Origin of the sequence: Clostridium sp. BJN0001 (genome assembly GCF_022869825.1) — a bacterium.
Taxonomy (GTDB): domain Bacteria; phylum Bacillota; class Clostridia; order Clostridiales; family Clostridiaceae; genus Clostridium.
On the sequence record NZ_CP094971.1, the window covers coordinates 866,504 to 881,322 of the forward strand.

General features: G+C 28.3%; 13 protein-coding genes. 8 read left to right on the top strand and 5 right to left on the bottom strand.

The annotated features are described in order from the left end of the window. Positions 1 to 17 precede the first annotated feature (17 nt). The gene (locus MTX53_RS04130) at positions 18 to 281 is read right to left on the bottom strand and encodes a hypothetical protein (protein WP_244834947.1); all 264 of its coding nucleotides are present in this window, start codon (positions 279 to 281) and stop codon (positions 18 to 20) included. A gap of 210 nt (positions 282 to 491) precedes the next feature. On the opposite strand from MTX53_RS04130, the gene MTX53_RS04135 reads away from it, so the two are divergent. Together MTX53_RS04135 and MTX53_RS04140 are read left to right on the top strand one after the other, a co-directional pair. Continuing rightward, positions 492 to 1,673, top strand: a complete 1,182-nt coding sequence (locus MTX53_RS04135; RefSeq protein WP_244834948.1) for an exonuclease SbcCD subunit D — start codon at positions 492 to 494, stop codon at positions 1,671 to 1,673. Beyond that, on the top strand, positions 1,673 to 4,834 hold the full coding sequence (locus MTX53_RS04140; protein WP_244834949.1) for an AAA family ATPase: 3,162 nt from the start codon (positions 1,673 to 1,675) through the stop codon (positions 4,832 to 4,834). Before MTX53_RS04135 ends, MTX53_RS04140 begins: the two co-directional genes overlap by 1 nt. A 17-nt stretch (positions 4,835 to 4,851) precedes the next feature. On the opposite strand, the gene MTX53_RS04145 is transcribed toward MTX53_RS04140, so the two are convergent. After that, a complete protein-coding gene (locus MTX53_RS04145; protein WP_244834950.1) occupies positions 4,852 to 5,385 on the bottom strand; it encodes a DUF5662 family protein in 534 nt (177 codons plus the stop codon). A 121-nt stretch (positions 5,386 to 5,506) separates the two neighbouring features. Between MTX53_RS04145 and MTX53_RS04150 the strand changes: the two genes are divergently transcribed. The 4 genes from MTX53_RS04150 to MTX53_RS04165 all read left to right on the top strand — a co-directional run bounded on the left by MTX53_RS04150 (position 5,507) and on the right by MTX53_RS04165 (position 9,362). Next, complete coding sequence (locus MTX53_RS04150; RefSeq protein ID WP_244834951.1) at positions 5,507 to 5,839, top strand: hypothetical protein; 333 nt, start codon at positions 5,507 to 5,509, stop codon at positions 5,837 to 5,839. A gap of 89 nt (positions 5,840 to 5,928) precedes the next feature. After that, on the top strand, positions 5,929 to 6,822 hold the full coding sequence (locus tag MTX53_RS04155) for a DMT family transporter (RefSeq protein WP_244834952.1): 894 nt from the start codon (positions 5,929 to 5,931) through the stop codon (positions 6,820 to 6,822). A 41-nt stretch (positions 6,823 to 6,863) separates the two neighbouring features. After that, positions 6,864 to 8,240 carry an MATE family efflux transporter gene (locus MTX53_RS04160; RefSeq protein ID WP_244834953.1) on the top strand — a complete coding sequence of 459 codons (1,377 nt, stop codon included), beginning with the start codon at positions 6,864 to 6,866 and terminating at the stop codon, positions 8,238 to 8,240. Positions 8,241 to 8,330: 90 nt separating this feature from the next. After that, positions 8,331 to 9,362 (top strand): C40 family peptidase, encoded by a 1,032-nt coding sequence (locus MTX53_RS04165; RefSeq protein ID WP_244834954.1) that lies wholly within the window; start codon positions 8,331 to 8,333, stop codon positions 9,360 to 9,362. Between the two features lie 61 nt (positions 9,363 to 9,423). Here the strand turns inward: MTX53_RS04165 and MTX53_RS13060 are convergent, their stop codons facing one another. Together MTX53_RS13060 and MTX53_RS04170 are read right to left on the bottom strand one after the other, a co-directional pair. Continuing rightward, the gene (locus MTX53_RS13060; protein WP_280527255.1) at positions 9,424 to 9,558 is read right to left on the bottom strand and encodes a hypothetical protein; all 135 of its coding nucleotides are present in this window, start codon (positions 9,556 to 9,558) and stop codon (positions 9,424 to 9,426) included. 63 nt (positions 9,559 to 9,621) lie between these two features. After that, positions 9,622 to 10,839, bottom strand: coding sequence for a chloride channel protein (locus MTX53_RS04170; protein ID WP_244834955.1), 1,218 nt, complete (start codon positions 10,837 to 10,839; stop codon positions 9,622 to 9,624). Positions 10,840 to 11,227: 388 nt separating this feature from the next. Here MTX53_RS04170 and serS point away from each other — a divergent pair, with 388 nt between their 5' ends. Both serS and MTX53_RS04180 read left to right on the top strand, forming a co-directional pair. Beyond that, positions 11,228 to 12,508, top strand: coding sequence for a serine--tRNA ligase (gene serS / locus MTX53_RS04175; RefSeq protein ID WP_244834956.1), 1,281 nt, complete (start codon positions 11,228 to 11,230; stop codon positions 12,506 to 12,508). A 129-nt stretch (positions 12,509 to 12,637) separates the two neighbouring features. Beyond that, positions 12,638 to 13,543 (top strand): LD-carboxypeptidase, encoded by a 906-nt coding sequence (locus tag MTX53_RS04180; protein ID WP_244834957.1) that lies wholly within the window; start codon positions 12,638 to 12,640, stop codon positions 13,541 to 13,543. A gap of 69 nt (positions 13,544 to 13,612) precedes the next feature. Here the strand turns inward: MTX53_RS04180 and MTX53_RS04185 are convergent, their stop codons facing one another. Continuing rightward, a complete protein-coding gene (locus MTX53_RS04185; protein WP_244834958.1) occupies positions 13,613 to 14,518 on the bottom strand; it encodes a carbon-nitrogen hydrolase family protein in 906 nt (301 codons plus the stop codon). Positions 14,519 to 14,819 lie beyond the last annotated feature (301 nt).

The following is a 14,819-nucleotide window of genomic DNA, read 5'->3' on the forward strand; positions in this document are numbered from 1 at the left end:
ATGAAAGCCTCAAAATTTTATTTAGGCAAAAATGCACTAAATAAACCAATTAAATTAGTTACTTCAAGTGGAACTTTAAGATTATTATCCGAAATACATTTCTGTATTCTATCGATACATGAAGTTATTACAGGATTAATATCGTCTGCTGCATTTTCCAAATTTTCAGTACAACTGATTAATACGTCTATTAAACATTGAGAATCAGTAGGATCAAGTTTTGGAATTACAAATTTTGTATCGGCAACGAGTGTTAATTGTTCTTGCTTTTTTGCATCCATTATAAGCATCTCCTAATTGAAATTTTATTTTTGATATACTACTTATTTATACAACTTTTTAATGAAAATTTCAAATTTATATGTGGTATAGAGCAAGTTAATGCTAATTATTAAAAAAATAGTAAGCAAATGACACTCTTACAATTTACTATTCTTTATCTTATAATAGTAGTATAAAAAAGATTTTAGATAAATGGGGTTGTTTATTTTATGAAGATTATTCATACAGGAGATTGGCACATAGGAAAAATTGTTAATGAGTATTCAATGATTGAAGATCAGAGATTTTATTTAAATAAAATGATTGAATTATTAAAAAATGAAAAACCAGACGTTTTACTTATTGCAGGGGACATATACGATAGGTCTGTTCCATCATCTGAAGCCGTTGAACTTTTAGATGATGTATTAAGCAGTATTATTCTTGATCTTAAAATACCTATTCTTGCTATAGCAGGAAATCATGATAGTCCAGAAAGAGTTTCTTTTGGAAGTAAGATGCTTAAAAATAAAGGCTTATATATAGAAGGAATGCCTAAAAAAGAAGTATGCAAAGTAACACTTGCTGATGAATATGGGAATGTGAATTTTTATCTTGTTCCTTATGCTGAACCTGCCGTAGTACGAAATTTATACGAAGATGAAAGCATAAAAACTCATGATGATGCTATGAGATGTATTACACATAACATAGAAAGCAATATGAATAAAGATGAGAGAAACGTTATTGTATGTCATGGATATGTTACATATCATTCTCAAGATGTAGAAAATAAAGGAGGACTTGAAACTCTTGATAGTGAAAGACCTCTTTCAATAGGAGGAAGTGACCTTATAGATGCAAGAATATTTAATTCATTTAATTATGTTGCTCTTGGACATCTTCATGGTCCTCAAAAAGTTGGAAGTGACAGGATACGATACAGCGGTTCACTTTTAAAATATTCTGTAGATGAATATAGACAAAGTAAGAGTATTCCTATAATAAATATGGATAAAGACGGAAAGGTAGATGTTTCTCTTAATAAGATAAAGCCTTTAAGAGACATAAGAAAGATACATGGGCCTATTGCAGAACTTATGAATAGAGATAATCATAAGGGAGAGAATTTAGACGATTATGTATTTGCAGAGATAACAGATGAAGGAGAGGTCTTTGATGGAATATCAAAAATAAGGGCAGTTTTTCCAAATGTTATGGGGCTTAAAAGAGACATAAAAAATGATACAGAGTCTGAAGGAAATAGTGCAGCTAAAGGAAATTTTAAAGAAAAATCTGTTAAAGAACTTTTTTCAGAGTTTTATTTAGCAATGACAGATAAAGAAATGGATGAGAAGAGAGAAAGCGTAATTGATTCTGTTTTAAAAGATGTATTAAAGGAGGAAATCTAATGAGACCTGTTAAACTTACTTTAAATGCATTTGGACCATATAGGGGAAAAACTGTACTTGATTTTAATGATCTTAAGGAAAATAATATTTATCTAATATGTGGGCCTACAGGTGCTGGTAAAACTACAATATTTGATGCAATATCATATGCACTTTATGATGAGCCAAGTGGAAGCAGCAGAGTAACAAAATCATTCAGAAGCGATTTTGCAGATGAAAAAGATATAACATATGTAGAACTGGAATTCAGCATAAAAGATAAAAGATATTTTATAAAAAGAAGACCTGAGCAGTCATACATTAAAGTATATAAAAATGGAAAGAAAAAACGTTTAGTTCAAAAAAGTGATGTCGAATTTTTTAAGATAGGATCAGATAAAGTATTAACTAATAAAGCTGAAGTCATAAAAAAGATAGAAGAAATTGTAGGACTTGATGAAAAACAATTTAGGCAGATAGTAATGCTTCCTCAAGGCGAATTTAAAAAACTTCTTGAAGCAGACAGCAAAGATAAAGAAGAGATATTTAGAAATGTATTTGGTACAGAAAAATTCTCCAAAGTAAAAGACGAACTTATTAAACGTGAAATTAATTTAAAAAATAAAATTAATCGAGGTATTATCGAAAGAAATTCATGTGTTTTACGGATTAACCCATCAGATAAAGAAGAACTCTATAATCTTATAAATGCAGAAGATATTGATTTTCAAGAGATTAAAAAACTCACAGAAGATTTAATAAAAGATGATGAATGTATATATAAAGAAACTGAAAAAGATAAAATATCATTAAAAAAAGAGATTTCAGATTCTGAGAAAAATATAGTAATAAGTGCTGAAAACAATAAAAAGCTTGAAAGACAGGATGAGGTTTTTAAAAGAATTACTGAACTTGAAAATAAAAAAGATGATATAGATAATTTTAAAAAGAGTGTTCAAAAAGCATTAAAGGCAGAAAAGCTTGAAATAGCTGAGAAAAACATTAATGATATAAAATATAGAATTAACGAAATAAATAAAAAGATAAAAAAATCTGAAGAAAATTTTAATTTAGAAAAAGTAAAAAAAGAAAAGGCAGAAGAAAATTTAAATAAAGCATCTAAAGATCTTGAAGAAAAAACATCTCTTATTGAAGAAAAAGCAAAGCTTACAGAAGAAAGAGAGAAACTTTTAAAATATAGCACAATTAATAAAGAGATGAAAAAAACAAAGGAAGAAACTGAATCCCTTAAACAAAAGCTTCAAAGCTTAAAAATTGAAAATGATAAAAATTCAAAAGAAATTGAAAAAATAGATACTAAAATCAAAGAGTTTAGTGAAAAAGAAGTGTTAAAAGTAAAAACTCAAAATAGTTTAAATCAAAAGATGGAACAGAGAAATTCACTAGCTACATTATATAAGAATATAAAAAATTATGAGAAGATGTGTAGTGAAAAAGAAAAATACAATTTAGAATTTTTAGAAATAGAGAAAAAGTATAAGAATTCAAAAAGAGAATATGAAAATGCAGATGAGCTTTTTAGAAAAAGTATGGCAGGAGTTCTTGCAGATAATTTAAAAGAAAATATGCCATGCCCTGTATGTGGTTCATTAAATCATCCATCACCTGCATTAAAACTAGCTCATGCACCTTCTGAAGGTGAACTTAAAAAATTAAAAGATACTTATGATGAAAAAACTTTATCATATAATAAACTGTTAAGTGATCTTGCTATTAAAGAGAGTGAAAAGAATAATTTTTTTATATCTTCAATTAAAGAAGTATATGAAGCTTTTAGAGAAAAAGATTACTTAGATAAAGAATTTGATGAGAATATAGAAAATTTAAAATTATATATCGTAAATTCAGGCAAAAAAGTAAAATTAGATGTAGATAGAATAAACGATGACTTACTTAAAATAGAAAATGATATTAATGAAAAAAATAAACTCCAGAAAAAGTGTGATTTATTAAAAGAAAAAGATGTTTCAAATAATGAAAAAATAGAAAAACTTAATGATGATTTTATGAAGAAAAATGATTCGTTAAATGTACAGCTTGGACTTTTAAAAGAAATAGAAAATTCTATATCGTCTAAGGAAATGAAAAATGATTCAGAGTTTAAAGATAAAATATCAGAAATCGAGGAGAAGATAAAGAAACTGGATTTAGAATATAAAAAAGCAGATGAATTATTAAAAAATATAAGTAATAAGATTTTAGAACTAAAAAAAGAGATTGAAAGCTTTAATTTAGAGATAGATTATAATAATAATAAACTGAAAAGTCAAAATGATGATTTCAATGAACAGTTAAATCAAAGCGAATTTGAAAGCTATGAAGATTATAAAAAATCAATTTTAAATGAAGATTTAATTGAAAAATATGAATTAGAAATTGATTCATTTAAGAAAGAATATTCAGCTTTAATATCTGAAAGAGAAAGACTTAAAAATGATATAGGTTCATATAAAAAAGCAGATATGGATTTACTTAATGAAAATCTTAAGAAGTTAAAAGATAATTTAGATAATATGGAAAATAAAGAAAGAGAAATTTATATGAGGCTTAATAATAATAAATTATCTTTAAAAGGTGCAATAGATCAAAATAATAAGATAAAAGATAAAGAAAGTGAGTACAGCGTTGTTGCAGAACTTTCAAAACTTACTAAAGGCGAAAATAGAGAGAAACTTACATTTGAAAGATATGTACTTGCAGCATATTTTGAAGAGATAGTACATGCAGCTAATAAAAGATTTTATAAGATGACAGAAGGAAGATATACTTTAAAGAGAAAAGACGATATTAACGATAAAAGAAAGCAGTCAGGACTTGAACTTGATGTATTTGATGAATATACAGGAAAAGAACGTCATGTTAAGACATTATCAGGGGGAGAAGGGTTTAAGGCTTCATTATCACTTGCACTTGGTCTTGCAGATGTAATTCAGAGCCATGCAGGTGGAGTAATAATAGAAACAATGTTTGTAGATGAGGGCTTTGGAACACTTGATAGTGAATCACTTGATAGTGCAATAGATGTACTTATTGATCTTAGAAATATTGGAAGAATAGTTGGAATAATATCTCATGTTGATGAACTTAAAGATAGACTTAACGCAAGGCTTGAAGTAACACCTTCTAAAAATGGAAGTACAGCTAAGTTTATTGTAAAATAAATAAAAACCATCTTACATTATTTGCTATGTAAGATGGTTTTTATATATTTAAATACGGATTGTTCACCCTCATTTGATAATTTGTTTAATAGAAATTCTAATAATTTTCTTGTCTTTGGATGAATTAAGTAATAATTTTTTCTTTCTTCATAATATTGAAGTGGACTTTGATCGGTGTACTTGTCTTTTAAATAATTTTTACTTGCACACATTCTGTCAATAAACATTTCTATAGTATATTTTATCGGCATTTCACAGCCAACAAGTCCATCTTTAATGTTTGTACTATAATCTATCCAATATTCAAAGTGATGTTTATTTCTTCCTTTATGATGAAGCCATGCACTAGAACAGCCTTCAATTTGTTTCTGTTTGTTGTTAGGGCTATATACTCCTCCTGCATAAAACTTTACTCCTGCAGAAAATTCAGTATATGTGTATTTTGATAAATCGTGTAAAAGTCCCTGTTTATATAACCCAGCCTTAAAGCAGTACTTCATTACTAGTAATTTATGATTTGTTATTGTTTTAAAATGTCCTATTAAATTCATTAAGAAAATCCCCTCTAAAAAGATAAAATACTATTGTTATTATAGCATAATAGAGTTTAATAATTTATATTATACTATTTTATGTTATTATAATATAAAAGATAATGTTAGGAGATAAAAAATGGATTATATTAATGCACAAAAAGCAGCTTATGAAAATGGATTATATTTGAAAATGGTCGTATCAGTTAAAAATTTTGATTCATATAATAGTTTTTTTAATATTTATGGGGAAAGTGAAGAACCATGCAGAAGAATTGTTATAATAACAAAAAATGAAATGATTGAAGAAGTTTATGAAAATGGTAAAGAAGAAGAAAATATCACTGATGCTAAAATAGTTGACGGAAATATATGGATTAAAGATTATACTCTTCTTAATAATCCTGAAAAAATAGACTTATCAAATCTAAAAGTACCTAAAAATATAGTTGAAGAATTTATGAAAAAATAGTCTAATACTTATTGCATAAATCATTAAAAAAATGTATCATTTCTTAGTATGATTTTAGTTAAAATAATTTCAAAATAAGAGGGATAAGGATGCAAAAGAAAAAAGATATATTAGGAATAATGATTACAATTTTTGGAGGAGCACTATGGGGAATATCAGGAGCTAGTGGACAATATCTTTTTCAGCACAGCAGTGTATCTGCAAAATGGATGGTACCAATACGGCTTATAATTGCAGGTGCAAGTATGCTTATATTTTTTATAATTACTCAGAGAAAGAAAGCATTTGAAGTATGGAAATGCAAACGAAATTCTATAGATATTATTATATATGGGATATTTGGAATGATGCTTTGTCAATATACATATTTTTCTATTATAGAGTATTCAAGTGCTGGAATTGCTACAATACTTCAATATATTGCACCAGTTATAATAATGATAATTATGTGTTTTAAACAAAAAAAGTTGCCATATATAAGTGAAGTTATAGCAATGATATTTGCAGTACTTGGAGTATTTTTAATTGCAACTCATGGAAGTTTTACTACTCTTTCTATTTCAAAGAATGTACTTTTTATGGGACTATGTTCTGCAGGTGCAGTTGTTATATATAACATTCAGCCTGGAAATTTAATGAAACAGTTTAAAGCTCCACTTATAATTTCATGGGCCATGCTTATTGGAGGTATAGTATTATCACTTATATTTAAACCATGGGATATAAAAGTACATATTGATTTTACATTGATTATTATACTTATAGTAATAATATTACTTGGAACTATTTTATCATTCTCGTTTTATATGGAAGGTGTTAAGCTTATAGGACCTACAAGAGCAAGCCTTTATGGTTCGGTTGAACCATTTGTTGCAGCTATTCTTTCAACTGTATGGCTTAAAACACCTGTAACAATTATTGATATTATTGGATTTATGTTTGTTATATCTACTATTTTTATATTGTCTTTAAAAAAAGCATAAAAAATATTTTATAATATAAATGGAAGAAAATAGGTAAAAATATGAAAAAGAAATACGAAAGTTTAATAGAGGGTTCAATCTCTAAAAGTCTTATATTATTTGCAGTTCCTATAATGGTTACAAATCTATTTCAGCAGTTTTATAACTCTGTAGATACAGCTGTTATAGGTTCTTTTGCAGGAAACAATTCTTTAGCAGCTGTTGGCTCATCAGCAACTCTTATGAATTTACTCGTAGGTTTTTTCCTAGGAATTGCAACAGGAACTGGTATACTTATTGCAAATTATTATGGAGCAGGAAATTATAAAAAACTTAAAAAAGTTGCTCAAACGGCAATATTACTATCATTTTGTGCAGGAATAGTTATAATGATTCTTGGAATTATATTTGTGTATAAAATACTTGTTTTTATGAACTGCCCATATGAGGTGATTTTACTTGCCGCTTCATACCTTAAGATTATTCTTATAGGAGTTCCAGCTAATCTTGTATATAATGTTGGAGCTGGAATAGTAAGAGCATGTGGTGATTCTAAAAGGCCGCTTTATTATCTTTTTTTAAGTGGGATGTTAAATGCTGTCCTTGATTTTTTATTTGTAGCATATTTTAAAATGGATGTAGAGGGAGCTGCACTTGCAACAACAATAGCACAGTATTTTTCAGCAGTTCTTATAATTATAAATATTAGAAATTCAGCCATGCCATATAAGATAAAATTAAAAAATATGAGTTTATCGAAAGAGGAAGCAATTGATATTACAAAAATAAGCGTTCCGTGTGGACTTCAGACAGCAATGTTTAATATATCAAATATCCTTGTGCAGATTTCTATAAATGGCTTTGGTGCTATAGTAATGGCAGGATATGCTGCATATGAGAGAATAGATTTGTTCTTATATGTACCCATGCAGGCGTTTTCACTTGCAATTTCAACATTTGTAGGACAAAATATTGGAGCAGGAAAACAAAGTAGAATAAAAAAAGGAATAAGAATTGCGCTTATAATAACATTATTTGTAACAATACTTCTTTCGCTTATTGTAATATATTTTAGAAATTCGTTATTAGGATTATTTACATCAAGTAGTGAGATAAAAGAAGCAGGAATTAAATGTATGTTTATATTAGCACCTTTTACATGGACACTATTATTTTCAGAAATTTTAGCAGGAGCTATAAGAGGAACTGGAAAGACTGTTCAGACAATGATTATTACTGCATGCTCAGTGTGTGTATTTAGAATAATATGGCTATCTATTTTAAATCCTATGTTTAATGATGTAAGAATTGTATACTTATGTTATCCTGTTTCATGGACACTTGCATCGATATGTATTACTATTTATTATTTGATTATAAAGGATAAAAATGTTCAAACAAAGAAATTAAAAAAAGGAAAATTAAAAGTAAGTATTTAAATATTTTTTGATATAATTTAGAACTGTAAAAAAAATGACACATTTATGTATTATACTAGATATAATTAATAAATATAAAGGGAGATAGAAGTGGATAAAAAGAAGATAATAACATTTTTAGTTACAGTGTCTATTTTTTGTACAGGAAGCAAAGCCTCTGTTTTGGCAGTACCAATTAATGAAAATATAGAAATCGAAAGTACATCAGATACTGAACTTCAAAAAATTCAGGACATAATATTAAAGATTCAAGAATGTGATAATAATATTGAAACTAAAACAAATAAATTAAATGAATTAAAATGTGAACTTGATGAAAAAGAAAAACAGATAGAAGAAAATCAGAAAAAGATTGAAAGTCTTGAACAAGAAGCTGATGAAAAAGACAAGCAGCTTGGAGAAAGACTAAAATGCTTAAGTGAAGATGGAGGGCTTCAAAATAGAATTTATGCTTATGTTGATGCATTAACAAGTTCTAAAAATATATTAGAAGTTGTTCAGAATGTAGGAATGGTTTCTAAAATATGCGAAAACGATGCTAAACTTATAAATGATGCAAAAGAATCAAAAGAAGATATAAGTGATATTCAGAAAAAGACTGAAAATGAGAAAAAAGAGCTTGAAGATGATAAGAATTATGTGGATAAAGAGCTGAGTGATTTAGAAAATGAGAAGCAGAATCTTTTAGATTACATAGAAGAAAATAGCAGTCTTTTAAATGAAACAGACGGTATAATAAAGCCTATTACATTATCTGCTGATATTTCAGGATCAGCAAAGAATGTAATAATTGAAGCACAAAAGTATCTTGGAGTACCTTATGTATGGGGAGGAACTACTCCTGATGGATTTGATTGCTCTGGCCTTATGCAGTATGTGTTTAATGCAGAAGGAATAAGTATTCCAAGAACGTCACAAATGCAACAGCAAGCATGCACTAAGATAGATATTTCAGAGATTAAACCTGGAGATCTTGTTTTTAATAAAGCAAGTGATGCAACGCATGTAGGTCTTTATATAGGAAATGATATGTATCTTCAAGCACCACATACAGGAGATGTTGTAAAGATAAGCAAGCTTAGTATGTCTAATATGAAATATTCAGGAAGAGTAATAGAATAGATTAAAATTATAAATATCTAAAATAAAAAGGAGCTATAAACTCCTTTTTATTTTATAAAAATTAACTTTGTTCTTTTTTTATAGAATGATGTTTTGAATTTTTATTGTGATTACAACCTTCCTCAGTAAGAGGAGTTTGTCCGTTACATTTTGCGATGCGGACGTACTTCTTATCAATTTGACTATCCTTTGCCATTTAATTTATCACCTCTTTTATAATACGGAATTATTTTGTCCATAAATAAAAGAGATATTCATTTTAACTTACAGTATGTTTATTTATTTTCTGTGCTTTATAAATTGAGAAGTTTCCATTAAATACGTAAGATAATGCACATACAATAAAGAAGTACGGCATAGATGAAAATCCAAATACTTCACCGCCTATAAATATAGGTGCTAAAAATGTATTTGTTGCACTTCCAAATACAGCTGTATAGCCAAGTGCTGCACAAAATACAGGTGAAATTCCAATAAAGCTTCCAATAAAGCTTCCAAGTGATGCTCCAATAGCAAATAATGGAGTAACTTCACCACCTTGAAATCCTGCTGAAAGTGTAACTATTGTGAGTATGAATTTTAGTAAAAAATCATATGAGTAAATAGTATTTCCATTTAAGGAATCAGATATAAGGTTAGTACCAAGCCCTGAATATCTGCCATTATGTAAAGCAAAAAATAAAATACTTAATATTATTCCTACAATAAATATTCTTGAAAAAGGGTTCTGCAATTTCTCGCTTAAAAAGTTCTTTGTTTTTCCTAAAAACTTAGCAAAAAGTCCACCTGTTATTCCAAATATTATTCCAAGAATAATAAGTTTTAAAATAAAAGTGAAGTCTACATTAAAGTTACTATTTATAGCAATTTCAAATTTTTCAAGCCCTAAAAATCTTGATGTAAAGTCTGCTGTGAAAGATCCTACAACTACTGGAAGTATAGCCTTATATTCAATGCTTCCTGCAATTAAGACTTCAAGAGCAAAAAATGATGCTGCAATAGGAGTTTCATAAAGTCCTGAAAAACCTGCTGCCATACCTGTAATTAAAAGTATTTTTTTAGAGTTCTCAATTTTTACAAATTTAGCTATGTTATGAGATATCGTAGCACCAAGCTGTACAGCAACTCCTTCACGACCTGCACTTGCTCCAAAAAGATGTGTAAGCCATGTACTTAAAATTGCAAGTGGAATAAGACGTTTTGGAATAGTGTCTTCTTTATCAAATCCAGTTTCAAAAATTAAAGTCATTCCTTTTAATGTGTTTTTTCCTATTTTTAAATATGTATATATTATAAGAAAACCTGCTACAGGTAGAAAGGGAATAAGATATAGAAAATACTTCTGTCTGAAATCTGTTATGTATAGAAGTACTTTTCCAAATAAAGTATCAAATACTCCTATAATAATGCCGATAAATATAGAAACTATAGCAAGCATTAGCGTATCTCTATATCTATTAAGTAGATCTTTATACATTATATTCTTAAGTCCTCCTTAAATTATTTATATACTTATTATTATTGAATAATCTGCTTTTTTAGTCAATAAAAATTGCATAGCTTCTTGTAAAATAGATAAAAAAAGTGTATACTGTGAGTAATATGAGTTAATTAAGCGTTAAGATAAAAGAAGTGGTTTATTAATTGTCTTAAGAGAGCTGGTGGATGCTGTGAACCAGTGATTATTATAAATCTTTCAACTTTTAGAGCTGCTGGTGATAAATCAGAAGTGTTATGCCCTTTAAAGCATTATAAGAGGTTAGAAATTTATTTCTGACAATTTAGGTGGCAACGCGGATATACTTTCGTCCTATATTTTTAGGGTGGAAGTTTTTATTTTTGAAAATTTTTGGAGGTATATACATATGTTAGATTTAAAATTCGTAAGAGAAAATCCAGACATCGTAAAAAAGAACATAAAAAATAAATTTCAGGATCAGAAACTTCCTTTAGTTGATGAAGTAATTGAATTAGACGAAAAGGCAAGAAAAGCCCAGACTGAAGCAGATAGTTTAAGACAAAACAGAAAGACAATTTCAAAACAGATTGGTGCATTAATGGGCCAAGGTAAAAGAGAAGAAGCTGAAGCTCTTAAAGAGGAAGTAAGTAGACAGGCAGATCATTTAAAAGAACTTGAAGGATTAGAAGAAGAGTATAAAGCTGAAGTTAAAGAGAGAATGATGAAGATTCCAAACATCATAGATCCATCAGTTCCAATAGGAAAAGATGACAGCGAAAATGTCGAAATAGAAAAGTTTGGTGAACCAAAAGTTCCTGATTTTGAAGTTCCATATCATGTTGATATAATGGAAAAATTAAATGGAATAGATTTAGATAGTGCAAGAAGAGTTGCAGGAAATGGTTTCTATTATTTAATGGGAGACATTGCAAGACTTCATTCAGCAGTAATTGCATATGCAAGAGATTTTATGATAAATAGAGGATTTACTTACTGCATTCCACCATTTATGATTAGAAGCAGCGTTGTTGACGGAGTAATGAGCTTTGAAGAAATGGATGAAATGATGTATAAGATTGAAGGAGAAGATCTTTATCTTATAGGAACAAGTGAACATTCAATGATAGGAAAATTTATTGATACAATTGTTGATGAAAAGAAACTTCCTCAGACTTTAACAAGTTATTCACCATGTTTTAGAAAAGAAAAAGGATCACATGGTATAGAAGAAAGAGGGGTATATAGAATTCATCAGTTTGAAAAACAGGAAATGATAGTTGTATGTAAACCAGAAGAAAGTAAGATGTGGTTTGATAAATTATGGCAAAATACAGTAGATTTATTCCGTTCAATGGATATACCTGTAAGAACTCTTGAATGTTGTTCTGGAGATTTAGCTGATCTTAAAGTTAAGTCACTTGATGTTGAAGCATGGTCACCAAGACAGAAGAAGTATTTTGAAGTTGGAAGCTGCTCAAATCTTTCAGATGCACAGGCTAGAAGACTTAGAATAAGAGCTAATGGAGAAGATGGAAAGAAATATTTCCCTCATACATTAAACAATACAGTTGTTGCACCACCTAGAATGTTAATTGCTTTCTTAGAAAACAATTTAAATGAAGATGGAAGCATAAGAATTCCAGAAGTATTAAGACCATATATGGGTGGAAAAAGCGTTATTAAATAGAAAAAGAGAAAGACTGCTGCATGATTATTATGTAGCAGTTTTTTTTACTTATATTTATAAGGGTAAAGTAAGAATTTTTTTATCATTTTTAGTATACAATTTAATATATCAATTTAAAGGAAAATAGAAATGATAAAGCCTAATATTTTAAAAAAAGGTGATAAAGTAGGAATAATTGCTCCATCATCACCAGTTTTAGAAGAAAGAATAAAGCCTTCAATAAAAGCAGCAGAGGATATGGGATTAAAGATAGTGCTTGGAAAAAGTGTCTTAAGTCATAGAAGATATCTTGCAGGGACAGATGAAATTCGTGCAAATGATATAAATATGATGTTTGAAGATAAAAGTATAAAAGGAATATTTGCAATAAGAGGCGGGTATGGTGCAGGCAGAATATTAAATATGCTGAAGTATGAAATGATAAAGAAAAATCCAAAGGTATTTGTAGGTTATAGTGATATAACAGCACTTCATATAGCATTAAATCAAAAATGCAATTTTATAACATATCATTCTCCAATGCTTTCTTCTGAATTTATAAAAGATAAAGATGATTACACATATGATAGTTTTAAAAATAATATATTTAATGAAGATAAAAAAGAAATAGAAATACAGAATCCAGATAAGGTTCAGTTAAAAAGTATGAATTTAGGTAGCGCAGAGGGAATGCTTATAGGAGGAAATCTAAGCGTAATAACATCATTAATAGGAACAGAATATGAAATTGACACAAAAGAAAAGATACTATTTTTAGAAGAGGTTTCAGAAGAGCCATATAAAATAGATAGAATGCTTAATCAGCTAAAACTTTCAGAAAAACTTGACGATGCAAAAGGCATAATATTAGGGCAGTTTGTAAACTGCAAAGGTAAAGATAAATATTCTTTAATAAAAACTCTCTGCGATTATTTTAAAGATTTAAAGAAACCTGTAATTTATAATCTTATGTGTGGTCATAAAAAACCTACTATGACTTTAAAAATGGGTACAGTTTATAAGATTTATGATGGGAAATTATTTAGCAAGATATAAGATTAATAAAAATTAATAATAGCTTCAAAAGAAGATATTATTAATTTTTATTATGACTTAAATTATATTCTATTTTCCATAATTAGGATCTTTGAGCGTATCTTTAAACATTTCAATGTATTTATCAGGTCTAAAGTCAGTTCCGTTTACAGATGGATTATATTTATATAAAAATCTTGTTGATAAAGATAAATCTATAGTGGCAGTAAACATCTCTGATTCATCAGCCATTTCATCAGTAAATTTATGACCTGCATAATAATATGGTTCCCATGTTTTACGGCTTGGTCCCATTATAGAACTTCCACCCCAGAAGTAATTATCTACATCTAGTCCTCCTAAATTAGCAGATGCTATATATATTCCTTCTCGAATAACTGCTGCTTCTAAAGTTGAAGTACCAAGGCATTTTCCATGGCATTTTGCAAGGGCAGTAGAATTTATATATAAACGACATCCTTTTGAAACATAATATCTCATAAGTTCAGGAAAGCAGTATGAATCATAACAGATTGCACATCCAATTGGTCCCCATGGGGTATCTAAGATGAAAGGTTTATTACCTCTTGTTGCCCAGTTTGGTTCTGGTGCAGGAAGGTGCATTTTATGATAGCATCCAGCAAGCCCTTCAGGTGAAAATATAGAAAGTGCATTATAAATAATATCAGGATTTTTATCATCCCTTATAGGCATACCAATTACAGCATATATACCTAATTTTTTTGTCAATTCTGAAATTTCATTTATTGTAGGACCTGAAATAGTTTCTGCAAGTTTATATTGCATTTTTTCTTTAAGTGGTTTGTCAGCTTCATCGTCATATCCTGTAAGAGCCATTTCGGGAAAAATAACGAAATCGCTTCCCTTTTTTGCTGCACATTCAATATAGCCTTTTATACGGTTTAAATTGATAGCCTTTTCTCCCCATACAGCATTAAAAGTTACAACGGATACAGTACATACATCTTTATACATAGTAATTCCTCCTAAGTTAATATTTATTAAAAAGGTTTATTGCTTAAAATTATTCATGCAAAAAAAAGAAGACTAACCCAAAAGCTAGTCTTCTTTGACCTTTTCTATATAAAAAGTATAGTTGTGTTAAATATAAAAGTCAATATTATTGGTAAAAATGTTAAAAATGTTAAGTATTTAATAAAAATTACTTAATATATAATTGATTTTATAGATAATTATTTGTAATATACTTGCCAGATAATGAAATAATAGTATAATAAAATAAAGAAGTTAATTATGTATAATTTTTTGAAAAAAT